Genomic DNA, 21,475 nt, shown 5'->3' on the forward strand with positions numbered 1-21,475 from the left:
CGTGTTGGCGGCGGGGACTGCCGGTGTCGCCGACGCGGACACGGGCGAAGACGGGCTCGGGCGTTTCTACCAGCAGCGTCTGCACTGGAAGAACTGCACGCTGGGCCCGGACGACGAGGTGGGCAGGCAACTGGACGCGGCGGGGGCGCGCTGCGCGGACGTCACCGTGCCGCTGGACTACGCGCGGCCGGATGGACGCACCATCAAGATCGCGATCTCGCGGCTGCGGGCGAGCGACCCCCGCCACCGGATCGGCACGATGATCCTCAACGGGGGCGGGCCCGGACCGGCGATCGACATGCCGCCGTACATGCGGGACCTGATGAAGGAGGCGGGGCCCCGGTTCGACCTGGTGGGGATGGACCCGCGGTCGATCGGCCGCAGCGCGCCGGTGGACTGCGGCTGGCCGGCCAGTACGTGGATCCGGTCGTCCGGGCTCGACCGGCGTTCGTTCGACCGGGGCGTCGCGTTCGCCCGGGATCTGGCGCGGCGGTGCGCCCGCGCGCATCCGGACACGCTGCCGCACATCAGCACCCGCAACATCGCCCGGGACATGGACGTGGTGCGCGGCGCCCTGGGCGAACGGAAGGTCTCCTACAACGGCGGGTCCTACGGCACGTACCTGGGAGCCGTCTACGCCGCGATGTTCCCCGGCCGCCTCGACCGGGTGCTCCTGGACAGCGCCGTGGACCCGGAACGCTGGAGCCCCCGCCTCATCCACGGCACCGAGCCCGCCAACGAGGCGGCACTGCGCGACTGGGCGGACTGGGCGGCGCGCCGCGACGACACCTATCACCTCGGCGCGACCCAGGACGAGGTGCTCGGCGCCGTGCGGCGGATCATCGAGTCCGCGGCCGAACGGCCGCTGCCGATCGTGGGACTGCCCGGGGTGGACGACACGATCGTCCCGGTCACCCTGTTCGACCTGATCGACAGGGACCGGGACGAGGACCGCGCCGAGTTCACCGACGCGGTCGTCCAGCTGAAGAAGGCCGCCGGCGGCACCCCGGTGGAGGCGACCGGGGCGCTCAAGGACGACCTGGTGTTCCAGCTGAGAGGCGACGAGTCTCGGTACGGCAGCGCGCAGAGCGCGATCATCTGCGGTGACGCGGCGGCGCCGCGCGACCCGCAGGTCTACTGGCGGGACGTCCGCAAGGACCTCAAGCGCCACCCCGTGTTCGGCGGGCTGGGCGCCAACACCAACCCCTGCGCGTTCTGGGCGTGGGCCCCGCGCGAGCCGCTGACCGAGGTGGCGGTCGAGCTCCCCGCGCTGCTCGTCGGCGCCACCGGCGACACCCGGACGATCTATCGCGACACCGTCAGCCTGCACGAGGCGCTCAACGGCTCGCGGCTGATCACGTTGAAGGCCAACGTCCACGCGCCCTACCAGTCGGGTTACGGCGACCGCTGCGTCGACGAGAAGGTGAACGACTACCTGCTCACCGGCCGGTTGCCCGGCCGCGACGTCGTCTGCGGGACGGGTGACTGACGCCCAAACGTCTTGCGCGGCGCCGGGGCCCGCTGGCACCATCGGGCGCATGATCGAAAGAAAGGCGGGCTCCGCCGCCGCCCTATGACGGGCCGGACCACCCCGCGCGCAACGAAGATCGCCAGCGAGCGGTTGCGCCGGGCCATCGAGATCCGAGACGAGTGGCTGAGGCACGGGCTGTCCGTGGACCCGGCCGACAGGGCCGCCGCCGAGGCGGCCATCACCGAGCTGTACCGGCTGGCCGGCCAGCGTCCGCCCCGTTTCGTCTGGGTGGACTCGCCGCGTGCCGCCCTCGCCCGGCTACCCGACGACCAGCGCCGGCCCCTGCGGCTGCAGGGTGTGTCGGCGCCCTCGCGGGGTGCGGACTGGCCGTTCTTCTCCCGGCTGGCCACCGAGATGTCCGCGCTCCGGCACCTGGGGCGACGGATCGACAGGCTGATGTGGGCCCCAGGCATGGGGTGGACTCCTGCGGCGATGACGCCACAGGAGGCCCTGGAGGCGGGGTGGCCGCTGGCCCGCGTGCTCGACGAGGTCGTGGAGAAGTCGCTCGGGTACACCCTGCGGGACCAGCTCGCGACACCGTTGCGCACCGAACTGGACGCCCCTGACATCGCCGGGCGCACCTGGTACGGGCAGCATGACGCGCACTGGATCGCCGACGTCGACGCGCGGCTGCGCGTGGGGGCGCTGCGCGTGGGGGCCGAGCAGGAACGGCAGCTCGACGTGTGGGCCGCCGTCGCGCGGTCGTGCGGCTGGTGGTGGTCGGGCGAGGACGTGTGCGTGGTGTCCGAACGGCCCGCCACCGTGCGCACCGAGCCGCTGCCCGGAGGTCTCCACGGGCAGCGGCGGCTGCACTGCGAGGACGGCCCGGCCGTGCGGTTCCGCGACGGATGGGGCGTGTACTCCTGGCACGGCACGCTCGTCCCGTCCTGGGTCATCACCGACCCGACCGTCGAGCGCATCCACCGGGAGAACAACGTCGAGGTGCGCCGCAGCGCCATCGAGCACATCGGCTGGGACGCCTACATCGAACAGGCCGGGCTGCGCCTGGTCGCCGAGACCACCGACCCCGGCAACCCGGGCTGCGACCTCCAGCTCTACGACGTGCCCTGGAGCCTCGGCGGGACGACGCGGGTGCTGCTCGCCGTCAACGGCTCGGTCGAACGCGACGGGCACCGCCGCCGGTACGGGCTGAGCGTCCCGGCCGGAATCGACGACCCGGTCGCGGCGGCCGGCTGGTCCTACGGCCTGACGGGGGCGCAGTACGCCCAGCTGGCCCGCCGCACCTGAACCCGACCCCTCACCTCAGGAAGTGATCCGCATGAACTCTGCCATGACCCATGCCACCACCCTCGCCGACCTGACGCGGCGCACCGGGCTGGACGTTCTCGACCATCTGGAGCGGGAGGTGACGATCCCGGTCATCGACGGGCTGCAGGCCCAGGGGGACCTGATCGTCGTTCCGCTGGCGATGCTGCCGCAGGTGACGATCCGGGCGTCCGCCGAGTGGCGGTGGGTGCCCGAGGCCGGGGTGGAAATCGTCCGCGGCGTGGCGGGCGGCAACCCGCACACGCTCGTTGCCGACCCCCGCACCTGCCAGTGGACCACCCAGCTCACCGACGGTGACCGGCTCGCCGTCGGCGCGTTGCGGGCGACCGCCCCGGTGTATCTCATCCATCCCGAGCACGGCGGCAGCGGCATCGCGCCGGGCACCTACGTGATCCGCCGGCAGCGCGAGCGGCGGGGGCCCGGCGCCGACACCGTGCGCGGCGTCGGTTTCGCACCGGCCCGGGACGTGTTCGTGGCCGACTGACCGGGCTTCACCACGGGCCGGTGAGGACGTCCAGCATGCCGGTGACGGTGGCCGACCAGGGGTAGGACTCGGCGCGGGCACGGGCCGCCTTGCGACGCTGGTCGGCGGGCAGGCGTGCCAGCTCCAGGACGGCGTCGGCGAAGGCGGCGGGCGTGGACGCGGCCGTGACACCGGCGCCCGGGGCCAGCAGCTCGTGCGCGGCGCCCCTGTCGGCCGCCACCACGGACGTGCCGCAGGCAAGGGATTCCAGCACGGCCAACCCGAAGGATTCCACTGGGCAGGGGGCGAGCGACACGTCCGCCTGGGCAAGCAGGCGCGCGACGTCGGCTCGCCCCCGCACCTGCCCATGGAACGTGACAGGCAGCCCCCGGCGCGTCGCGTATTCACGCAGCGCGGCGTACATCGGGCCGCTGCCCACCACGTCGAGATGGACGTGGACGCCCCGGCGCCGCAACTCGGCCAACGCCCGCAACGAGACGTCCGGTCGTTTCTCCTTGGAGAGACGGCCGAGATGCACCAGCCGTAGGGAGCCGCCGGGCGTCGCCACGGCAGGGCGGAACGTCTCCAGGTCGACGCCCAGCGGCACGCGGTGCAGGCGGGACGCTCCCACCCGGGCGAACTCCGCCGCCGCGTACGCGGAGGTGATCACCACGGCGTCGAACGCGGTCGCCAGGTGGCGGTTCCACCGGTCCGTCAGCGTTTCCAAGGGGAACCAGGCGGGGATACGGGCGCGCAGGATCGCGTCCAAGCGTTCGTGGGAGAACAGCACGGTACGGACGTCGTTGCGTCGCGCCCACCGCGCCGCCACGGTGAGCGTCGCCTTGTCGGACACCTCGATGACGTCCGGGCGCAGGGTGCCCAGCACGCGCAGCACCGGACGCGGATCCAGGACGAGCCGGTACCCGGGGGCGACCGACGGCCCCGGCACCGTGACGACCAGCCCCGCCTCCGTCTCCCGCCGCGTGTACGTACGGCCCGGGACGACGAGCGCACGCTCGTGCCCCGCCGCGACGTACCCGCTCCCCAGCATGTCGACGGCCGTGCGCAGGCCACCGGACACCGGGCTGTAGAGGTTGGCCAGTTGCACGATCCTCACGCGGTCACCAGCGTCTCGTAGGTGACGGCACGGCCACCTGCGGCGAGTGCCGTGTCGATGGCGTCGAGTGCGGCCTCCCGTAGGCCCGGCCTGGGCAGGTCCGCTGGATGCAGGGCGATGCGGAACGGCATGCGTACCCGGGCGAAGGCACGTGCGGCCCTCGTCATCAGGCGCGCACCTGCCTGCTCGCCCGCCCCGCCGGGGCGATGGGACAGCGCGGGCATGCGCCGTGAGGGTCCGCCCGGGAGGCAGTGCACGCCCAGATGGCTCGTCCAGTAGGTGAACCCCAGGGCGGCCAGTGCGCGCCGTGTGCCAGGGGAGGCCAGCCAACCGGGCGGGGTGAACCCGACCACTCCGATGTCGGCGTCGGTGAGGATGTCCAGCCCCGTACGCAGCCGGGCACGCGCCTGTGCCTCTGACAGGGACCAGAACTCGCCCGCGCCTCTGGCCAGCACCCGGTTCACGGTTCGACGCCAAGGCGGCCCTCCGGGCACGTCCCGGTGTTCCAGTCCGTGCAGGGACAGCTCGTGTCCGTGCACGGCCGCCTTGTGCAGGAACCGCACCAGGTCGGGCGCGTCCGGTAGGGCGGGGCCGCCGCCGTAGGGGCCCGGTATGACGAGCACGGTGGACGGCACGCCGCGCTCGTCCAGGTCGTCCAGCCATTGCTGGACGGCCTCCGCCGTCACGGGCGCCGCGTCGTGTACCGAGACGACGAAGGGGAACGTGGCCTCGCCCATCACACGGCGTCCTCTGTCTGCCGCGCCCTTGCGTCCTGACGGCCCGGTGGCGTGTCGGGGGCGGCGATCCCCGCGATCTCGCGGTAGTGGCGGATCAGCTCGTCGCACACCGACTCCCAGTCGCGACCCCGCACGGACTCCACGGCACGCTCGCTCATCCAGTGCCGCAACGTGGCGTGCTCCACCAGAGCGGACACCGAAGCGCGCAACTGCCCCGCGTCGCCGGGTGCGTACAGGAGCCCGTTGACACCGGGCCGGACGAGATCGACGGGACCGCCCGACGCGGGCGCCACCACCGGCACACCCGACGCCAGCGCTTCCTGGATCGCCTGGCAGAAGGTCTCGTCCGCACCGGTGTGGACGAACACGTCCAGGGAGGCGACCAGCTCCGACAGTTCCGTCCCGGTGCGGAATCCGGTGAACGTGGCGTCGGGCAGCAGGCGCTCCAGGCGTTCCCGTTCGGGACCGTCCCCGACGACCACCAGTCTCATTCCGGGCAGGTCGGCGATCCGTGCCAGGAGAGCGGGACGTTTCTCCATCGCCAGGCGTCCCACGTACCCGACGACGACCTCGCCGCCTGGGGCGAGCCGGGCGCGCAGTTGCGGCGACCGGTGGCCGGGGTGGAAACGGCGCCGGTCCACGCCCCGTCCCCAGAACGCCAGCCGCGGCACCCCACGGCGCTCCAGTTCGGCCAGCACCGGAGTGGACGGCGCGAGCGTACGGTCCGCCCGGCGGTGCAGGCGGCGCAGCCACCACCAGATGAGCGGATCGGCGCCGCGCACCCCGTAGCAGCGGGCGAACCCGGCGACGTCGGTCTGGAACACCGCGACGGCCGGGATGCCGAGGCGGCGCGCGGCGGCCAGCCCGGACAGGCCCAGCACCAGCGGCGAGGCGAGATGGACCACGTCGGGCCGGAAATCGCGCAAGGCGGCGGTGACGCGGCGGGTGGGCAACCCCACGTGGAACGACCGGTAGAACGGCAGGGACACGCCGTGCACCAGCTCGACCGGCACCCCGCCGGGGCCGCTCGGCCCGAGCCCCACGGCGTCCCCGGGACCGCCCGGCGCGATCACGAGAACATCATGGCCGCGGGCGGTGAGCTGCTCGACGACACGGACGACCGAGTTGGCCACCCCGTCGACCCGGGGCGGGAACGACTCCGTCACGATGGCGACCTTCACGGCGGAGAGGGTGTCCACCGCGCCCGACGCGGCGGTCGCCGTCCGACACCGGCAGGGCGAACATCACGGAAACGGCGGGGACCAGGGTCAGGCGCGGCTGCGTCCCACGTAGACGTCGCGGGCCCGATACTCGCGCCACGCGCCCGGATTCGAGCCCAACGCAGGCCGGCTACTCCGCCCCGCTCACGACGTGTCCCGTCCCTTACCAGAACACGCCGCACAGGGCACTTCGGCCATCACTCTCGCCGGTCGTTCGGACCCCAAACTGATCACCACGCCCCGTCCCAAACAGAACGGGCACCCCGGCAGAGCATCCGCCCCTACCTGTCCCCAGACAGGCGACGGCGGCCCCCGGCGGATGCTCCTCCGCAGGCTCATTGTCGTCCCCGACATATCCGGCCCCGCAGCAGAACTCGCACTGCATCACCAGTGCACCGATACGCGCCTCACCCGTTCCCCCGCAGTCAGGACATTCGAGCCTGTCTGTCATGACCTCAAGTCTGCCCGGTCCCATTGCAGCGCGACGGCGGGGCGTCGGGGGTCACCGCAGACCAGTGGCCGGGGGCTTCGCGGGTGCCCCCGGCCACTGGCGGGTTCTCGGCCGATCACCGGCCGGGACATGTCAGGCTGTGTCGCGTCGCGTGCGGCCCGCGCGGCGAACGCGGGCCGGGACGTCAGGCCGCCCTCCGCCGGGTGCTCCGGCGGCCCACCGAGGCCGGACGCCCCCGCGAGGGCGTCAGCAGCCGCGCGATGACCCTGAACGGCAGCGTGATGACGTTGATGACCGTGGCGATGATGGCCTGAAGTGCGGCACTGATGCGTCGCATCTGTCCTTTTCCTTCCTTGGGGTCTGGCTTTACCCCTACCCGAAGGGCGAGTTCTACACATGCGATCGCCATTCGGGCCCGGGCGCATCGAGCCCCGTCCACGGTCAGGCGAGAGCCGGCATTGCCGGGACGCCGTCAGCGGTGCGCGTTGCTCGGGATGGGCGGCAAGTGCGGAGGGCGTCGTCGCTCGCGCCTGGTCGGTGCGGGCGACGACGCCCTGTCGCTGGATGGGTGCGGTTATGGGCTGCGGGGCCGGGGCGGGGCGGCGGTCACGTTCGCTCGTTCACCGGCCGGCCCCCGGAGGCCGTTCGGGGGACGCGCAGGAACGTCAGCATGACGGCGCAGATCAGCAGGCAGGCGATCGGGAAGTAGAGGCCGATCGTGACGTTGTCCGTGGTGGCGTTCTTGCCGATCACGTACGGGCCGAAGAACCCGCCGAGCGCCGCGATGGAGTTGATGGCCGCGAGCCCGACCGCGGTGTGCTCGCGGGACAGCAGCCGGGCCGCCATCGCCCAGTACGGCGCCATGTAGCCGAGCACCCCGATCGCGACCATCGACAGGCAGGTCAGGGCGAGCACCGGGGAGTGCCGGAACTGGATCGTCCCGAACAGGCCCAGCGCGGCCAGCAGCATCAGCGCGATGACGTGCCCGCGCCGTTCCCCCGTCCGGTCGGAGTTGCGCGCCACCAGCAGCATGCCGACGGCGCCGACCAGGAACGGGATCGCGCCGAGGAAGCCGATGTTGGTCGCCGAGTACGACGGGTCCATCTGCTTGACGATCTGCGGCAGGAAGAAGGTGAACCCGTACAGCCCGCAGGCGGCGAAGAAGTTGGCCACCGCCAGGTAGAGCACCTTCGGGTCGCGGACGACGCGCAGCTCCTCCAGCGGCCCGGTCTTGCCCTCGGGGACGTACTCCTTGGCGATCTCGTCGTCCAGCCACTTCTTCTCGGCGGGGCTGAGGAAGCGGGCGCGGGACGGCACGTCCGGCAGGTAGAACAGCACGATCACGCCCAGGACCACCGCGGGCAGGCCCTGCAGGATGAACACCCAGCGCCAGCTGCTCATGTCGAACCAGTGGACGTGGTCCAGGATCAGGCCGCCGGTGAGGCTGCCGAGGATCATCGCGATCGGCTGGGCCAGGGCGAGCGCGGCGATCGCCCGGCCCCGCTCCCCGGAGCGGAACCACAGCGTCATGTAGAGCAGCAGGCCCGGGAACAGTCCCGCCTCGGCGACGCCCAGCAGGATCCTGGCGATGTAGAGCTGGGTGACGTCGTGCACGAACCCGGTCACGACGGTGACCAGGCCCCAGCTGATCGCGATGCGGGCCAGCCACAGCCGGGCGCCGACCCGCTTCATGATCATGTTGCTGGGGATCTCGAACACCACGTACGCCAGGAAGAAGATCGCCGCCGCGGTGCCGAAGACGGCCGCCGTGATGGCCAGCTCGTGCTCCATGCCGAGCTGGGCGTAGCTGATGTTGGCACGGTCCATGTAGTTGAACACGTACAGCAGCCCGACGATCGGCAGGATGCGCGCCGACACCCGGCGGACGGTGCGCGCGCCGATGTCGGCGTCGGCGGGGGCGGTGGTCGGATGGGCCATGGTTCGTTCTCCTCGAACTCTCGGGGTGGGAGCCCGTGTCGGATCCGCCCGGGCGGGCGGCGGTGGAAGCGGGGAGCGGTGCTACGCGGCGGCGGACGCTCCGGCGGTCCGGGCGGCGTCGAGGCCCGCGATGCGGCCCATCGTCAGCGCGTTGGCGACGGCGTTGCCACCGCCGACGTAGCGCGGTCCCAGCACGCCCGCGCCCGCCTCGCCCGCCGCGTACAGGCCGGGGACGACGTCGCCGCGGGCGTCCAGGACCTGGGCGGACGCGTTGATCTCCAGGCCCGCGTGGGTGCACACCAGCTCGGCGGGCAGCGTGCGGACGGCGTAGAACGGCGGCTCGCCGATCGGGTCGAGCGGGCCGTCGGCGCCCTTGGCCGCCAGCGTGCGGTGCCGCAGGAAGTCGTCGTCGCGGCCGTGGGGGAGCTGGGCGTTCCACCGCTCGACGGTCGCGACCAGGGCGTCGGCCGGGACGCCGATCGTCTCGGCCAGCTCCGGCAGGGTGGCGGCGCGCGCGGTGCGGTCCGCCTCCGCCTCGGCCAGCACGTGCTCCGGCGTCCAGTGCGCGTACCCGGGCGGCAGGCCGCGCCGGGCCCGCTCGTCGAAGATCGCCCACACCGGGCCGTCCTGGGCCTCGATGATCCCGCCCGAGACGGCGTAGGAGGCGTCCTCGTCCATGAACCGGCGGCCGTGCCCGTTGACGTACACCCGCGAGCGCGGCGGGAAGCCGGACTGCCAGTGGTGCAGCCGCTGGAAGTAGGCGGTCGGCAGCATCAGCCCCCACTCGTGGCCGGTCACCGCCGCGCCGACCTGCTCGCCGAACCGCAGGTGGTCGCCGCGGCTGCCGGGCGCCGCCACCACGAACAGCGCGTCGCCGGCGCGTCCGGCGGACGGGTAGTAGCGGTCCAGCAGCTCGGGGTCGCGCGCGAAACCGCCGCTGGCCACCACCACCGCGCCCGCCCGCACCTCCACGTCGTCGGCCACCGCTCCGACGACCCGGCCGTCCTCGTGCAGCAGCCGGTCCACGCGCGTGCCGAGAACGATCTCGACGCCGCCCGTCCGGCACGCCCTGGCCAGCACCTGGACGAGCCCGAGCCCCTGGTCCTTGGGGACGTGCCCGCGCCAGACGTCCTCGACCCCGGCCTGGCACAGCCCCGGCATGTGCGCGTTGTGCGACACGACGGCCGGGATCTCCACGCCCAGCCCGAGCAGCCATTCCAGCGTCGGCCCGGCCTGCTCGCAGAACGCCCTGACCAGCCCCGGCTTCAGCATCCACTGGTTGAGGTCCATGTAGTGCTGGAAGAAGCGCTCGGGCGAGTCGTCGACGCCGAGCGCGGCCTGCACGCTGGTCCCCGCGGCGGTGAACATCCCGGCCGACAGCTGCGTGGAGCCGCCGAGTTCCAGCTCGGACTCCAGCAGCAGCACCGACGCGCCGCTCTCGGCGGCCGAGGCCGCCGCGGCGAGCCCCGCGCCGCCGCCCCCGATGACGATCACATCCCAGTTCATGCCCGGGCACCTCCCGACTCGGCGACGATGCGGTGGTAGAGGCCGTTGGACGTCAGGCCGCCGTCCACCGTGACCTCGCTGCCGGTCAGGTAGGTGGAACGGTCCGACAGCAGGTGCAGCACGACGTCGGTGACCTCCTCGGGACGGGCCGTCCGCCCCGCGGGGACGCTGGCGACGGCGGAGGCGACGAACGCGTCCGCGCCGTCCAGCAGCGGCGTGTCGACCAGCCCCGGGTGGACGGAGTTCACGCGGATGCCCCACGTGGCGAAGGCTCCGGCCGCCGACTTCGACAGCCCGGTCAGGCCCCATTTGCTGGAGGAGTACGCGGGTGAGAAGTAGCCGATCTGCCCGGCGATGGACGAGATGTTGACGATCGAGCCCCCGCCCGAGTCGCGCATCAGCCCCGCCACGGCCTTCATCCCGTAGAACGGGCCGAACAGGTTGACCCGCATGACCCGCTCCCACACCTCGTCGGAGGTGTCGAGGAACTCCAGCCGCCGTGAGATCCCGGCGTTGTTGACCAGGCCGCCCAGCTCGCCGCGCGCGTCGCGGATCTCCGCCACGACCCGCGCCCACGCGCCGGGGTCGGAGACGTCCAGCGTGTGGCCGCTCGCCGAACCGCCCTCCGCGCGGATCCGCGCGACGACCGGAGCGGTGTCGGCCACGTCGGCGACGCACACGTGCACGCCCCGCGCCGCCAGCGCCCGGGCGTGCCCGGCGCCCATGCCGCCCGCCGCGCCGGTGACCAGCACGACCGCCGGGTAGCGCACGGTCTCGGTGGACGCCGCGTCAGACATGGCGGGAGCCGCCGTCCACCGCGAGGCTGTGGCCGGTCACGTAGCGGGCGCTGTCGGACAGCAGGAACAGCAGCGGCCCGACGACCTCCTCGGGGGAGCCCAGCCGGTGCAGCGGCACCGAGTCCAGCGCGTGCCGCAGCGCGGCCGGGTCCTCCTTCACCCAGCGGGTCATGTCGGTGTCGATGTAGCCCGGCGCGATCGCGTTGACACGGATGCCCTTGTCGCCGAACTCCACGGCCAGGGACTCGGTCAGGTGCGCCACCGCCGCCTTGGACGCGCAGTACGCGGCGCGGCCCCGCCGCACCCGCACCGCCGACACCGACGACATGTTGACGATCGCGCCGCCGGGGGACATGTGCCGCGCCGCGGCCTGCGCGCCGTACAGGACGCCCTCGACGTTGACCGACAGCGTCGCGCCGATCTGCTCGGACGGGATCTCCTCGGCCACCGCGTACGGGAAGACGCCCGCGTTGTTGACCCAGAAGTCCAGGCGGCCGAAACGTTCCACGGCCAGCCGGGCCACGGTCTCGTGGTCCTCGGGCCTGGTCACGTCGATCCGCGCGGCGACGACCCGGCCGGGCTCCGGCTCCCCGGCGATCTCCTTGCCGATCAGCTCGGCGGTCGCCGCCATCGCCGCCTCGTCGATGTCGGCGCCGACGACGTGCACCCCGCGCGCCGCGAGCCCGGCGGCGAACCGCGCCCCCATCCCGCGGGCGGCGCCGGTGATCACGGCCACCTTGCCCGGGAACTCGGGGTACCGCGCGGTCATCGGGGCGGTCTGGACCCGGCCTACCGGCTCGGTCATGCGTTCTCCTCGTGCTCGTGCTCGTCGTGCTGTCGCCGGCCGGGACCACCGCGCGGTGCGCCGCCCGCGTCTTCGCTAGGGGCATCGTCGCGGTGGACGGTGCGGCGCCGGACCAGCCATCGGCCGCCGTGCCGCACCAGGTCGTCGGTGACGACGGTCATCCGCTCCAGCCGGGACGGGCCGCCCGCCGGGGTGCTGACGATCTGCAGGTAGGCGCGGACCCTGGCGCGGTGGTCGTCGGCCGACTCGACCCACAGGTTCGTGAGGACATGGCGGGTCACCAGTCCCGCGGCGCGGGCGGAGGCGTGGAAGCGTTCGGCGAAGGCCGTCAGCTCCCGCGCGCCGGCCGCCGGCTCCGGATAGGACGGCGAGCGGAACTCGCCGTCGGCGGTGAACGTCGCCGCCCACTCCGCCGCCCTGCCCTCGTCGATCAGATGGCTCTGCGCCCCGTACAGCCGCTGGATGCCCAGCAGCGTGTCGGTGGCGATGTCATCCGGCGACATACCCTGACCCTCCCGGCCGCCCCTGGTGTCGCGGCGCCCCGTCCGGTAATGTGTGCGATTATCGCACGCGTTGTGCGATGTGCGGACACGGTAAGTGACCCCCTTCACAGCCGTCAAGAGGAGTGCCATGTCAGCGGTCGATTCCGGGATGTCCAAGACGCTGCACAACGGGCTGCAGATCCTGGAACTGCTCGCCGACCATCCCCGCGGGCTGACCCTCACCGAGATCGCCGAGGCCGTCGGCGTCCACCGCACCGTGGCGCACCGGCTCGTCCGGACCCTGGAGGCCCACCACCTGTGCCGCCGCGACCGGTTCAAGCGCATCTCGCTCGGCGCCGGCCTGGTCCGCCTGGCCGAGCCGGTCGAGCAGGACCTGCGCACCCTCGCCCGCCCCGTGCTGGAGGAGCTGACCGACGCCACCGGCGCGACCGCCCACCTGGTCGTGCGGGAGAGCGACGACCGGGTGCGGATGCTGATGATCGTGGAACCGCGCCGTGCCCGGATGCACGTCGCGTTCCGGCCCGGCCAGGTCGACCCGATCGACCGCGGCTCGGCCGGGCTGGCGATCCTGGCCGCGCGTCCGCCCGTCCCCGGCGAACGCGAGGAGGTCGCCCTGGCCCGCCGCCGCGGCTTCGCCGTCTCCTACGGCGAGATCGCCGCGTCCATCATCGGGATCTCCGCCGTCGTCCCCGGCGCCAACCCGCAGACCAGCATCGGCCTGTCCCTGTTCGAGGCCCCCGACGAGGACGCCGTGGGCCGCCTGGTAGTCGACACCGCCACCCGCCTGGGCACCCTCCTACACTGACCGGCCCCACTCCCGTCCCGTCTTGGAGGCGGGAAGCGGCCGTGCTCAGGAGGCGGACCCGCAGGAGCCAGGGGATGTCTCCAGGCACGCTGTCGGCGATGATCTTGTCGGGCGGCGTGCATGAACTGAACCGCTGATCAGGAACGGAGATGCAGGTCGCGATAGGTGCGTCGGCCATCCGCGCCTAGCAGAGCCGGGTCTTGTCGATCTTGCGCGTTGCGGTCGGCTTCCGGCTCCGTGGCGCCCGCACCGGGGGCGCCGCTAGGCCGGATGAACCGTAATCCATCCGGCGTGGCGCGCCGTGAATCAGCATCGAAAGGCACGTTGCAGTGCAGAAGACCTGATTCATCTTACGGCTAGATAAGTGCGTCAGCGTGAATGTCGTCACCCAGTGCGAATTCCGGTCGACCGGCGGCACCGGCGGCGCCGTGTATGCCGCCGCCGGTTGTCCGCGCGTATGCTTCTTCGTCGGCTCTTTGCCCGTGATAAGTGCTGCCGATGAGGACGGGCAAAGCCGCGGAGAGCGCGAGAGGCAATGTGCGTTCGTGCTCGCGACCGCCGGTGCGGGTACGGCTGACACCGCGCGGGTTCCTTGACGGTCACGGCGGTGGTCGGCCGCATGGGAGCCGTGCAGGCCATACTGCCGGTCACGTGCCTTGACCTGGGGCCTTGGGGAATGAGTCGCCGCAGCGGAAGCTCTGCGGACGGTCCGGATCGCCGCCCTGGTAGACCTGCACCTGCGGGTACGGGCACAGTGCCCGCTCGCGGACCACCGCACCGGCGCCGTCGGTGCGCGCGGCGGGCAGCGTCCGCGGCGCGATGCCGCGCTCGACCCACGCGACCAGGGCGCCGAACGGGTCCGTGGGCCCCGGGCCGGTGCCTCCGCCGCAGTGGTCGACACCCGGCGCCAGGAACAGCCGGAAGAAGTCGGCCGTCCGCTCGCCGGACCTGTTCGACCTCCTTGTAGTAGTGCACGGACTGGTCGGCGGGGAACGCCCCGTCGGCGAGCCCGTGCCACATCAGCAGCTTGCCGCCCCGGTTCGCGAACGGCAGCAGCACCGGATCCGAGCCGGACAGGATGTCCAGCCGGCTCCGGAACATGGGGCCGAAGACGTTGATCAGTTCGTCGGTGCTCGACGTCCGCCAGTCGTGTGGCGGCCGCGGCGTTGCCGCGTTTCGGCGGGGGAGATGTCGCGGTCGGTTTTCTCAGGTCGGCTGAGGCCGGCATTAAGCGCCCTTTCATGACCGGTGGCGATCCTGTATGAGGATGGCGACCGGGGGACGACAAAAAGGGGGCGTTATGCCGCGGAAATGGAGTGACGGGGACGGATCGGTCACGTTGGTCGTCGGTGAGCCGAGCCTGCTGGTGCCCGCGCGGGAGGCGGCGCTGCGGGTGCTGGACGCGGTCGACGCCGCGTGCGGCCCCCACCGGCCCGGCTCCGAGCTGGCCAGGGTGAACGACGCGCGCGGCAGGACGGTGCACGTCACGTCGATGTTCCTGGAGATCCTGCTGGCGGCGCGGCGCGTGGCCGAGCTGACCGGCGGCCTGGTGGACCCGACCCGCACGGGCGGCTGGCGTGCCGTCCGCGTCGACCGGCAGGCTCACACGGTCCGGATGCCCGGCGGCGTCACGCTGGACCTGGACGGTGTCGCCAGGGCGTTCGCCGCCGACCGCGCCGCCCGGGCCGCCGCCGCGACCGGCGCGGGAGTGCTGGTCGCCCTCGGGGACGACATCGCCATGGCGGGGCCCGCCCCGGACGGCGGCTGGCAGGTTCGGGTGCCCGACCGGCCGGGCGCCGCGTCGCCGGGGCAGGACGTCACCGTCGTCGGCGGCGGGCTGTCGACCTGCGGTCCGCCGGCGACGCCCACCCGGACCCTGCCGAACGGCGTCACCGTCGCGCACATCGGCGGGCCCGCGCGGCGCCGCCCGTGGCGCACCGTGTCCGTCGCCGCCGCCACCTGCGTGGACGCGAACGCCGCCGCAGCCGCCGCGCTCGCCCGCGGCGTGGACGCCGCCCGCTGGCTGACCGCGGTCGGCCTGCCCGCCCGCCTGGTGCACGCCGACCGCTGGGTGCTGCCCGTGGCGGGCTGGCCCGCCGAGCACACCGACGTCAAGGTCGCCGGCTGACGGGCCTCAGCGCGTCGCGACCCGCTCGGCCAGCTCGTCCAGCGCGGCCTCGGACGGGCTGCCCGCCGCGGCGGTGTAGGTGACGAGTTGCTGGTCGACGGTGCCCGGCAGCAGCATGCCGACGTAGTCCAGGGACAGCCGTCCGAGCTGCGGATGCTGGAACTCCTTGCGTCCGATGCTCGGTCCCTTCACGTCCTGCCGGTCCCACCAGCGGCGGAACTCAGGGCTGCGCTCGGTCAGCTCCTCGACGAGGGCGCGGGTGGCGGCGTTGCCGGGGTCCAGGCCCGTCGCGGCGCGCAACTGGGCGATGCCGTGCCGCGCCATCAGCTCCCACTCGACGTAGAACGAGCGGGCCCGCGGGTCGCAGAACGCGAACCAGATCAGGTTGCGCCGGGGCATCGCCGCGAAGTCGGTGACCAGCGCGGCGGACATGGCGTTCCAGGCCAGCACGTCGAGACGTCCGTTGAGCACGTACGCCGGGACGCGGTCGAGCCGCTCCAGCAGCCGCAGGACGCCCGGGTCGACCCGTTCGTCCTCGTGCCGGCGCAGCGGGGCGGGCTCGGACCTCGCCAGCCGGTAGAGGTGGTCGCGTTCGTCGGGATTCAGCAGCAGCGCCCGCGCCAGCGCGTCCAGCACCGACGGCGAGGGACGCACCGACCGGCCCTGTTCCAGGCGCATGTAGTAGTCCGGGCTGATGCCCGCCAGCTGGGCGACCTCGGCGCGGCGCAGTCCGGGCGCCCTCCTGCGGCCGCCGGCGGGCAGGCCCACGGTCTCCGGGCGGATCCGGTCACGCCGCGAGCGCAGGAACTCGGCCATCTCACGCGTCGGCATCCGTCCAGGCTAGTCCTGCCGGTACTGGTCTCCGGTGGACACTGGCCGGCCGGACGCGCGGCGGCGAGGCTGGAGACACCGGACGACGCAGAGAGAGGTGAATCCGGCGTGCGCTATCGCACCCTGGGAGAACGAGGCCCGAAGGTGTCGGTCATCGGCTTCGGGGCCATGACGCTGGCCCCGGGCATCTACGCGGACGTGACCGAGGACCAGGCCGCCGCGACGCTGGCCGCCGCCGTGGACGCGGGCGTCACGTTCATCGACACCGCCGACATCTACGGCGACGGGCACAGCGAGCGCCTCATCGGACGGGTGCTCGCCGGCCGCCGTGACGAGATCGTGCTCGCCACCAAGTTCGGCGGGAACCAGGACGAGCGGGGCGTCCTGGTGCGCGGCCTGGGCCGTCCCGGCCACGTCCGCACGGCCCTGGAGGCGAGCCTGACCCGGCTCGGCACCGACCACGTCGACCTGTACTACCTGCACCGGCTGGACCCCACGACGCCGATCGAGGACACCGTGGGCGCGCTGGCCGAGCAGGTCGCGGCCGGGAAGATCGGGCACATCGGCCTGTCGGAGGTGTCGGCGCGCACGCTGCGCCGCGCGCACGCGGTGCACCCGATCACCGCCGTGCAGACCGAGTACTCGCTGTTCAGCCGGGATCCGGAGGACGAGATCCTGGCGGTCTGCGCCGAGCTGGGCGTCGGCTTCGTCGCCTACAGCCCGCTGGGGCGCGGGCTGATCGGCGGCGCGGTCCGCTCGGCCGCCGACTTCGGCGGCGCCGACTGGCGGCGCGGCAATCCGCGTTTCCAGGGCGGCAACCTCGGCCGCAACGTGTCCCTCGCCGACGCGGTCGCGACCCTGGCCGACCAGTACGGCGTGACGTCCGCCCAGCTCGCGCTGGCCTGGCTGCTGCGCCGGGGTGCCTTCCCGATCCCGGGCACGCGCCGCGTCGCCAACGTGCGGGCCAACGCGGCCGCCGCCGATCTGGACCTGCCCGACGCGGTGTTCGAGCGTCTGGAGATCCTCGTGCCTCGGGGCGCCGTCGCGGGAGCGCAGGCGGACGAGACCTACATGGCCAACATCGACCGCTGACGCTCGCGGGGCGCGGCCGTGGTGGCACCGGACGCCGTGCCGTTCGCGATCGGGGCCCGTCCGCGCTCCGCGGGCGGGCCCCTGGTCCACCGCGGCCCGCGCCGTTCAGCCGCCCGGCGTCGACAGCGACTGCTCGATCTCCAGGAGCAGTTCGAGCGTCGGCTCGTCGTCGGTCCGCTCGAAGGCCGCGTGCACGGCGCGCAGTGCCGGGCCTTCGGTGAACCACGCGATGGCCTGGCGATGCGGCCGGCCGCCGGTGTCCCAGTGCGCGTTGCGCAACCGCACCCACTTGCCGCGCCGCCGGATCAGTCCCTCGGTGGCGAAGTCGCGCAGATGCCGGATGGCCGCGCCGGTGTCGAGCCGCTCCCACTCGTCCAGGTAGGGGGTGACGTCGCAGACGGCCAGGGACAGCGCGCACAACGCCGTACCGGCGTCCGGATGGGCCGGATGGCGCGTCAACGTCCGCGACCAGAACGCGGCCAGGAAACGTTCGAGGGCCTCACGCTGCGGCCACTGCGGCCACGGGACCATGCCGAGCTTGCCGAAGACGATCTCCACGCTGGGCCAGCCGAAGGCGTCGTCGGCGGCCAGTTCGAGCAGACGGGGCGCGAAGTAGCGGAAATCCTCGTCCGTCCCCCAGGTGGTCATCGCCTTGGCGGCGTACCTGCCCAGATCGTCGACGCCGAGCTCCCGCAACGGCCGTGCGAGCAGCGCTCCGTCCTCGTCCGGCTCGACGCAACACGGACACCCCGCCACGACCCTCGGCCGCGGCACGTCCTCGAAGGCCGCGTACAGACCCTCAACCGCTCGCTCATCCATCCCGTCCCATGATCCGCCCCCGAGCGGACACCGCGCCAAGTCGTGGCGGGGGCATTCCGGCTGTTCGTCTCCACCACCACGCTCGGCTTCACCGCCGAGGCGTTCCGGATGGGCTGGTACGGCGGTGCGCAGGCGCGCATGGTGTGGCGGTCCGGGCGCAACCCGGGCGTGCGGCAGGCGCCCGCCCAGGTCGACGCGACCACGCGGACGGTGACGGCGCCGTGGCGGCCGTCGCTGACCGTCTCCACCGCCGGATGGCCCGAGGGCAGCTACCTGATCAGGCCGCGACCGGGGCGTCAACATCGCCTTCCTCGGCGCCAACGCCGTCAACCGGCACATCCGGTTCGCCCCGACGCGGCTGGGCGCCGACCGCATGGTGGTCTGCTACAAGGACGCCGCGGCCGATCCGGTGTCGGCGCTGGGTCTGCGCCATGCGCGGCCCCGCCTGCGGACACGGGATCACCGAGGAGGGGCGCCGGTTCGTCACCCGGGTCACCGAGACGCTCGTCCGCGCGATGGCCGCCGGACCGCTGGCCCTCGCGCACCCGGCCCGGCCCAACTACAGGACCTTCGTCCAGGCCGCGCCATGAGCACCCGGCGAAAGACCGTTGCGAGTGATCACCGGACCACCTTCTCGATGAACGCGTCCAGGTTGGCCTGGACGCGTGCCAACTTCTCGTCCAGGGTGAGCGACTCGCTGAGCCCCCCGCCCGCGACGGACTCCTTCTTGCCGCGGACATAGAGCGAGCAGTCGAGGTCGCCGCACAGGTACTGCCCGACCGAGTTGCCCTGGCGGCCGGCGTCGCCGGTGCGGCGCGCCGTCATCAGCGCCACCCCGCCGGCGGTACGGGTGGTCAGGCACACCGAGCACATGCTGCGCGAGGTGAACCCGCGCGACGAGCTGGAGGTCACGCGCAGGGAGATCCCCAGGAGGCGGCCGTTCCGCGGGGCGACCAGGTAGGCGCGTTCGGGTGCGCCCGGATCTCGCCACCCCAGGAAGTCAAGGTCGTCCCAGGGCAGGTCGGCGAAGTCCTTGGGCAGGCCCAGGCGCTTGGCCTCCCCCTTGGAGCAGTTGACGAACGACGTGCGGATGTCGTGTTCGGTGAGTGGTTCCATGGGCGGCGAGGCTAGTTTGCCTAATAGGCTTAGGCAAACGATTTAATTCCATAGGAAGGCAGGATGGGGCCTATGGCTCGTGCCGGGGTGACCGTGGAGCGCCTGGCTCGCGCGGGGGCGGACCTGGCCGACGAGGTCGGCTTCGAGAACGTGACCGTCGCGGCGCTGGCGCGCCGGTTCGGCGTCAAGGAGGCCAGCCTCTACTCGCACATCAAGAACGCCCACGACCTGAGGACACAGGTGGCACTGCTGGCGTTGGCCGAGCTCGCCGACCTGGTCGCCGCCGCGCTGGCGGGACGTGCGGGCAAGGACGCGCTGGTGGCCTTCGCCGGCGCGTACCGCGACTACGCCAAACGGCATCCGGGCAGGTACGCCGCGGCGCAGATGAAGCTGGACCCCGAGACCGCGGCCAGGAGCGCGGCGGGACGCCACGCGCAGATGACGCGGGCGATCCTGCGCGGCTACGGGCTGTCGGAGCCGGACCAGACCGACGCGGTGCGGATGCTGGGCGGCATGTTCCACGGCTATGTGAGCCTGGAGACCGCGGGCGGGTTCCGGCACCACGCACGGGACGTGGAGGCCTCCTGGTCCAGGATCCTGGACGCCCTCGACAGCGTGCTCCGCAACTGGCCGCCGGCCTGACGGCGAGGAGCACCGCGGCACCGGCCGGGCCCGGAGGCGCCCACGGCGGACGGTCAGGACGTGGACGTGTCACCGACGCGCCGGGCCGCGTCGGTGGCCTGGCGCAGGGCGGACTCGATCTCCGAGGCGTCCTCGGCCAGCTCCTCGATCCGTTCGGCCGCCAGCTCGTGCGCGACGGTGCGGGCGTGGAGTTCCTCGTAGGCCTCGTTGCGCCGTTCCAGTTCGAGGATCTCCGCGCTGTTGTCGGGCGGCGGCAGCGTCCGGCGCCGCTGTCTCCGGTAGACGGCGTCGGCCGCCGCCGTACGCGCGGCGTACTCCTCCAGGGCCTCGATCCGCTCGGTCACCGCCGCCACGGAACGGCGCAGGGCGTCGCGCTGCGGGGCGAACCGGGACTTCTCCAGCGGCGTCAGATCGGACGCGCGGAGCCGCCGCTGTTCCTCCCGCATGCGGGAGTGGGTCATGAGCGTCTGGGCGATCTCCCACTCCTCGGCGGGAAGGGTGAGCGCGTTGTCCATGCCGTCGAGCAGCCCGGCCTTGTTCACCTCGGATTCCAGCACCGTGTCGATCGCCTCCTGCGCCCTGCACAGCAGGATCTTCGCGTCCGGATCGAGGTCGGCCGCCACGATGTAGCGGCCGTGGAGCCTGCGGACGAGACGGACGACGGGACCGCCGGTCAGCACGTGCAACCGGCCGGGCATGGGGCTCGTGGCCGGTGTCAGCAGGTCCTGGTTCTCGCGCAGCGCCCGCCGGTCCTCGGCGGGGACGGCCGGGTCGACGGCCACCCGCGGATGCGCCGAGTCGGGCAGATGCGACAGGGACATACGGCAAAGGATGTCAGAAACCGGTACGGCTTACGGCCTGCCGGCGCCGGGGGCGGGGGCCGGGAACACGACGACCTGCCCCGTCGGTCCCGCGGCCTCGCCCTCACCGAACCGCTGGCCGACGACGTACAGCCGCGGGTCGCCGCCACGGCTGAGCGCGCAGGCGAACGCACCGCGATCCAGCTCGACCGTCCCGAGGACCTCGCCGCCCTCCCGCACCCGCACGCAGTGGCGGTTGCCCACGTCGGCGTACCAGACGGCGCCCTCGGCGTCGAGGCAGATCCCGTCGGGATGGTCGTCCGCGACGTCCGCCCACACCCGCCGGCCGCCCAGGGAGCCGTCCTGGCCGATGTCGAAGGCGGTGAGCCGGTTGCCGTGGGACTCGGCGACGATCAGCGTGGCTCCGTCCGCCGTGATCGCCATGCCGTTGGGGAACGCGAGGCCGTCCGCGACCACCCTTGCGGTCCCCTCCGGCGTGACGAGCGCGACGACGCCCGGTGCGGGCGCACCGGCGGGGAAGTCGAAGCCGATGTTGTTGACGTAGGCGTTGCCGCGCGGGTCCACCACGATGTCGTTCCACGGCTTGTCGGAGATGGCGGACAGGTCGGCATGGGCGACCATCGAGCCGTCGGGCTCCCGGCGCAGCAGCCGCAGCTCCGCCGCGTCCACCACCAGCAGGCGCCCGTCGGGCAGGAAGTCGATGCACATCGGGAACGACGGGACGCTCACCACGACCTCGTGGCCGCCTGCGGGGTCGAGCGCGATGACCTGGTGGGCGCCCCAGTCGGAGAACCACAGCCGTCCGTCGTGCCAGCGCGGTGACTCGCCGAACGCGATCCCTTCCATCAGCACTGTCATGTGAAGGC

General features: G+C 73.0%; 22 protein-coding genes and 3 pseudogenes. 10 read left to right on the forward strand and 15 right to left on the reverse strand.

The genetic code is table 11. The features are described 5' to 3' along the window. The first annotated feature begins 4 nt into the window (after nucleotides 1-4). The 3 genes from ABZ801_RS16280 (at nucleotide 5) to ABZ801_RS16290 (ending at nucleotide 3,302) form a co-directional block, all read left to right on the forward strand. Nucleotides 5-1,489, forward strand: coding sequence for an alpha/beta hydrolase (locus tag ABZ801_RS16280; RefSeq protein ID WP_360698381.1), 1,485 nt, complete (start codon nucleotides 5-7; stop codon nucleotides 1,487-1,489). 84 nt (nucleotides 1,490-1,573) lie between these two features. Beyond that, nucleotides 1,574-2,779, forward strand: coding sequence for a DUF6745 domain-containing protein (locus tag ABZ801_RS16285; protein WP_360698383.1), 1,206 nt, complete (start codon nucleotides 1,574-1,576; stop codon nucleotides 2,777-2,779). Between the two features lie 31 nt (nucleotides 2,780-2,810). Beyond that, complete coding sequence (locus tag ABZ801_RS16290) at nucleotides 2,811-3,302, forward strand: hypothetical protein (RefSeq protein ID WP_360698385.1); 492 nt, start codon at nucleotides 2,811-2,813, stop codon at nucleotides 3,300-3,302. A 7-nt stretch (nucleotides 3,303-3,309) separates the two neighbouring features. Here the strand turns inward: ABZ801_RS16290 and ABZ801_RS16295 are convergent, their stop codons facing one another. From ABZ801_RS16295 to ABZ801_RS16335, 9 genes are all read right to left on the reverse strand, one after another. Next, a complete protein-coding gene (locus ABZ801_RS16295; RefSeq protein WP_360698387.1) occupies nucleotides 3,310-4,398 on the reverse strand; it encodes a glycosyltransferase in 1,089 nt (362 codons plus the stop codon). After that, entirely contained in the window at nucleotides 4,395-5,135 is a 741-nt protein-coding gene (locus ABZ801_RS16300) for a polysaccharide deacetylase family protein (protein WP_360698389.1), read from the reverse strand. The genes ABZ801_RS16295 and ABZ801_RS16300 overlap by 4 nt, the downstream gene beginning before the upstream one ends. Further along, nucleotides 5,135-6,316, reverse strand: a complete 1,182-nt coding sequence (locus ABZ801_RS16305) for a glycosyltransferase family 1 protein (RefSeq protein ID WP_360698391.1) — start codon at nucleotides 6,314-6,316, stop codon at nucleotides 5,135-5,137. Before ABZ801_RS16305 ends, ABZ801_RS16300 begins: the two co-directional genes overlap by 1 nt. A 674-nt stretch (nucleotides 6,317-6,990) precedes the next feature. Then, nucleotides 6,991-7,143: an LPFR motif small protein gene (locus tag ABZ801_RS16310; protein ID WP_360698393.1), complete on the reverse strand. Its 153-nt coding sequence runs from the start codon at nucleotides 7,141-7,143 to the stop codon at nucleotides 6,991-6,993. A 269-nt stretch (nucleotides 7,144-7,412) separates the two neighbouring features. Then, nucleotides 7,413-8,744 (reverse strand): MFS transporter, encoded by a 1,332-nt coding sequence (locus tag ABZ801_RS16315; RefSeq protein ID WP_360698395.1) that lies wholly within the window; start codon nucleotides 8,742-8,744, stop codon nucleotides 7,413-7,415. Nucleotides 8,745-8,825: 81 nt separating this feature from the next. Continuing rightward, nucleotides 8,826-10,250 carry an FAD-dependent oxidoreductase gene (locus ABZ801_RS16320; RefSeq protein ID WP_360698397.1) on the reverse strand — a complete coding sequence of 475 codons (1,425 nt, stop codon included), beginning with the start codon at nucleotides 10,248-10,250 and terminating at the stop codon, nucleotides 8,826-8,828. Further along, nucleotides 10,247-11,047: an SDR family oxidoreductase gene (locus ABZ801_RS16325; protein WP_360698399.1), complete on the reverse strand. Its 801-nt coding sequence runs from the start codon at nucleotides 11,045-11,047 to the stop codon at nucleotides 10,247-10,249. Before ABZ801_RS16325 ends, ABZ801_RS16320 begins: the two co-directional genes overlap by 4 nt. Then, a complete protein-coding gene (locus ABZ801_RS16330) occupies nucleotides 11,040-11,852 on the reverse strand; it encodes a glucose 1-dehydrogenase (protein WP_344943384.1) in 813 nt (270 codons plus the stop codon). The genes ABZ801_RS16325 and ABZ801_RS16330 overlap by 8 nt, the downstream gene beginning before the upstream one ends. Next, entirely contained in the window at nucleotides 11,849-12,355 is a 507-nt protein-coding gene (locus tag ABZ801_RS16335; protein WP_360698402.1) for a nuclear transport factor 2 family protein, read from the reverse strand. Before ABZ801_RS16335 ends, ABZ801_RS16330 begins: the two co-directional genes overlap by 4 nt. Before the next feature lie 127 nt (nucleotides 12,356-12,482). Between ABZ801_RS16335 and ABZ801_RS16340 the strand changes: the two genes are divergently transcribed. Further along, complete coding sequence (locus ABZ801_RS16340) at nucleotides 12,483-13,160, forward strand: helix-turn-helix domain-containing protein (RefSeq protein ID WP_360698404.1); 678 nt, start codon at nucleotides 12,483-12,485, stop codon at nucleotides 13,158-13,160. A gap of 647 nt (nucleotides 13,161-13,807) precedes the next feature. Here ABZ801_RS16340 and ABZ801_RS16345 read toward each other — a convergent pair. Continuing rightward, nucleotides 13,808-14,261: pseudogene (locus tag ABZ801_RS16345) on the reverse strand (tannase/feruloyl esterase family alpha/beta hydrolase). 238 nt (nucleotides 14,262-14,499) lie between these two features. Here ABZ801_RS16345 and ABZ801_RS16350 point away from each other — a divergent pair. Next, nucleotides 14,500-15,288 carry an FAD:protein FMN transferase gene (locus ABZ801_RS16350; protein ID WP_360698406.1) on the forward strand — a complete coding sequence of 263 codons (789 nt, stop codon included), beginning with the start codon at nucleotides 14,500-14,502 and terminating at the stop codon, nucleotides 15,286-15,288. 6 nt (nucleotides 15,289-15,294) lie between these two features. On the opposite strand, the gene ABZ801_RS16355 is transcribed toward ABZ801_RS16350, so the two are convergent. Continuing rightward, entirely contained in the window at nucleotides 15,295-16,119 is an 825-nt protein-coding gene (locus tag ABZ801_RS16355) for a helix-turn-helix transcriptional regulator (protein ID WP_360698408.1), read from the reverse strand. A gap of 108 nt (nucleotides 16,120-16,227) precedes the next feature. On the opposite strand from ABZ801_RS16355, the gene ABZ801_RS16360 reads away from it, so the two are divergent. Beyond that, nucleotides 16,228-17,211, forward strand: a complete 984-nt coding sequence (locus tag ABZ801_RS16360) for an aldo/keto reductase (protein ID WP_360698410.1) — start codon at nucleotides 16,228-16,230, stop codon at nucleotides 17,209-17,211. A 105-nt stretch (nucleotides 17,212-17,316) separates the two neighbouring features. Here the strand turns inward: ABZ801_RS16360 and ABZ801_RS16365 are convergent, their stop codons facing one another. Then, nucleotides 17,317-18,030: a hypothetical protein gene (locus ABZ801_RS16365; RefSeq protein WP_360698412.1), complete on the reverse strand. Its 714-nt coding sequence runs from the start codon at nucleotides 18,028-18,030 to the stop codon at nucleotides 17,317-17,319. Nucleotides 18,031-18,072: 42 nt separating this feature from the next. Here ABZ801_RS16365 and ABZ801_RS16370 point away from each other — a divergent pair. The 3 genes and pseudogenes from ABZ801_RS16370 to ABZ801_RS16380 all read left to right on the forward strand — a co-directional run. Next, nucleotides 18,073-18,301 (forward strand): annotated as a pseudogene (locus tag ABZ801_RS16370) (N,N-dimethylformamidase beta subunit family domain-containing protein); the annotation flags it as partial. A 24-nt stretch (nucleotides 18,302-18,325) separates the two neighbouring features. Beyond that, a pseudogene (locus ABZ801_RS16375) lies at nucleotides 18,326-18,433 on the forward strand (hypothetical protein); the annotation flags it as partial. A gap of 28 nt (nucleotides 18,434-18,461) precedes the next feature. Next, entirely contained in the window at nucleotides 18,462-18,620 is a 159-nt protein-coding gene (locus ABZ801_RS16380; RefSeq protein WP_360698905.1) for a hypothetical protein, read from the forward strand. A 28-nt stretch (nucleotides 18,621-18,648) separates the two neighbouring features. Here the strand turns inward: ABZ801_RS16380 and ABZ801_RS16385 are convergent, their stop codons facing one another. Beyond that, nucleotides 18,649-19,146, reverse strand: coding sequence for an FBP domain-containing protein (locus ABZ801_RS16385; RefSeq protein WP_360698414.1), 498 nt, complete (start codon nucleotides 19,144-19,146; stop codon nucleotides 18,649-18,651). Nucleotides 19,147-19,218: 72 nt separating this feature from the next. Here ABZ801_RS16385 and ABZ801_RS16390 point away from each other — a divergent pair, with 72 nt between their 5' ends. After that, entirely contained in the window at nucleotides 19,219-19,788 is a 570-nt protein-coding gene (locus tag ABZ801_RS16390) for a WHG domain-containing protein (RefSeq protein WP_344943413.1), read from the forward strand. 53 nt (nucleotides 19,789-19,841) lie between these two features. Here ABZ801_RS16390 and ABZ801_RS16395 read toward each other — a convergent pair whose 3' ends face one another. Further along, entirely contained in the window at nucleotides 19,842-20,609 is a 768-nt protein-coding gene (locus ABZ801_RS16395) for a hypothetical protein (protein WP_360698416.1), read from the reverse strand. Between the two features lie 30 nt (nucleotides 20,610-20,639). Next, a complete protein-coding gene (locus ABZ801_RS16400) occupies nucleotides 20,640-21,467 on the reverse strand; it encodes an SMP-30/gluconolactonase/LRE family protein (RefSeq protein WP_360698418.1) in 828 nt (275 codons plus the stop codon). Between the last annotated feature and the right edge of the window lie 8 nt (nucleotides 21,468-21,475).

The organism is Actinomadura sp. NPDC047616 (genome assembly GCF_040642915.1).
GTDB classification, from domain to species: Bacteria; Actinomycetota; Actinomycetes; order Streptosporangiales; family Streptosporangiaceae; genus Spirillospora; species Spirillospora miaoliensis.

What these genes read in the sequence shown, in the direction of transcription:
- ABZ801_RS16285 (WP_360698383.1), top strand. Translation starts at nt 1,574, where the DNA reads ATGACGGGCCGGACCACCCCGCGCGCAACGAAGATCGCCAGCGAGCGG.
- ABZ801_RS16290 (WP_360698385.1), top strand. Translation starts at nt 2,811, where the DNA reads ATGAACTCTGCCATGACCCATGCCACCACCCTCGCCGACCTGACGCGG.
- ABZ801_RS16300 (WP_360698389.1), bottom strand. Translation starts at nt 5,135, where the DNA reads ATGGGCGAGGCCACGTTCCCCTTCGTCGTCTCGGTACACGACGCGGCG.
- ABZ801_RS16310 (WP_360698393.1), bottom strand. Translation starts at nt 7,143, where the DNA reads ATGCGACGCATCAGTGCCGCACTTCAGGCCATCATCGCCACGGTCATC.
- ABZ801_RS16315 (WP_360698395.1), bottom strand. Translation starts at nt 8,744, where the DNA reads ATGGCCCATCCGACCACCGCCCCCGCCGACGCCGACATCGGCGCGCGC.
- ABZ801_RS16320 (WP_360698397.1), bottom strand. Translation starts at nt 10,250, where the DNA reads ATGAACTGGGATGTGATCGTCATCGGGGGCGGCGGCGCGGGGCTCGCC.
- ABZ801_RS16325 (WP_360698399.1), bottom strand. Translation starts at nt 11,047, where the DNA reads ATGTCTGACGCGGCGTCCACCGAGACCGTGCGCTACCCGGCGGTCGTG.
- ABZ801_RS16330 (WP_344943384.1), bottom strand. Translation starts at nt 11,852, where the DNA reads ATGACCGAGCCGGTAGGCCGGGTCCAGACCGCCCCGATGACCGCGCGG.
- ABZ801_RS16335 (WP_360698402.1), bottom strand. Translation starts at nt 12,355, where the DNA reads ATGTCGCCGGATGACATCGCCACCGACACGCTGCTGGGCATCCAGCGG.
- ABZ801_RS16340 (WP_360698404.1), top strand. Translation starts at nt 12,483, where the DNA reads ATGTCAGCGGTCGATTCCGGGATGTCCAAGACGCTGCACAACGGGCTG.
- ABZ801_RS16355 (WP_360698408.1), bottom strand. Translation starts at nt 16,119, where the DNA reads ATGCCGACGCGTGAGATGGCCGAGTTCCTGCGCTCGCGGCGTGACCGG.
- ABZ801_RS16365 (WP_360698412.1), bottom strand. Translation starts at nt 18,030, where the DNA reads ATGGATGAGCGAGCGGTTGAGGGTCTGTACGCGGCCTTCGAGGACGTG.
- ABZ801_RS16380 (WP_360698905.1), top strand. Translation starts at nt 18,462, where the DNA reads ATGCGCGGCCCCGCCTGCGGACACGGGATCACCGAGGAGGGGCGCCGG.
- ABZ801_RS16385 (WP_360698414.1), bottom strand. Translation starts at nt 19,146, where the DNA reads ATGGAACCACTCACCGAACACGACATCCGCACGTCGTTCGTCAACTGC.
- ABZ801_RS16390 (WP_344943413.1), top strand. Translation starts at nt 19,219, where the DNA reads ATGGCTCGTGCCGGGGTGACCGTGGAGCGCCTGGCTCGCGCGGGGGCG.
- ABZ801_RS16395 (WP_360698416.1), bottom strand. Translation starts at nt 20,609, where the DNA reads ATGTCCCTGTCGCATCTGCCCGACTCGGCGCATCCGCGGGTGGCCGTC.
- ABZ801_RS16400 (WP_360698418.1), bottom strand. Translation starts at nt 21,467, where the DNA reads ATGACAGTGCTGATGGAAGGGATCGCGTTCGGCGAGTCACCGCGCTGG.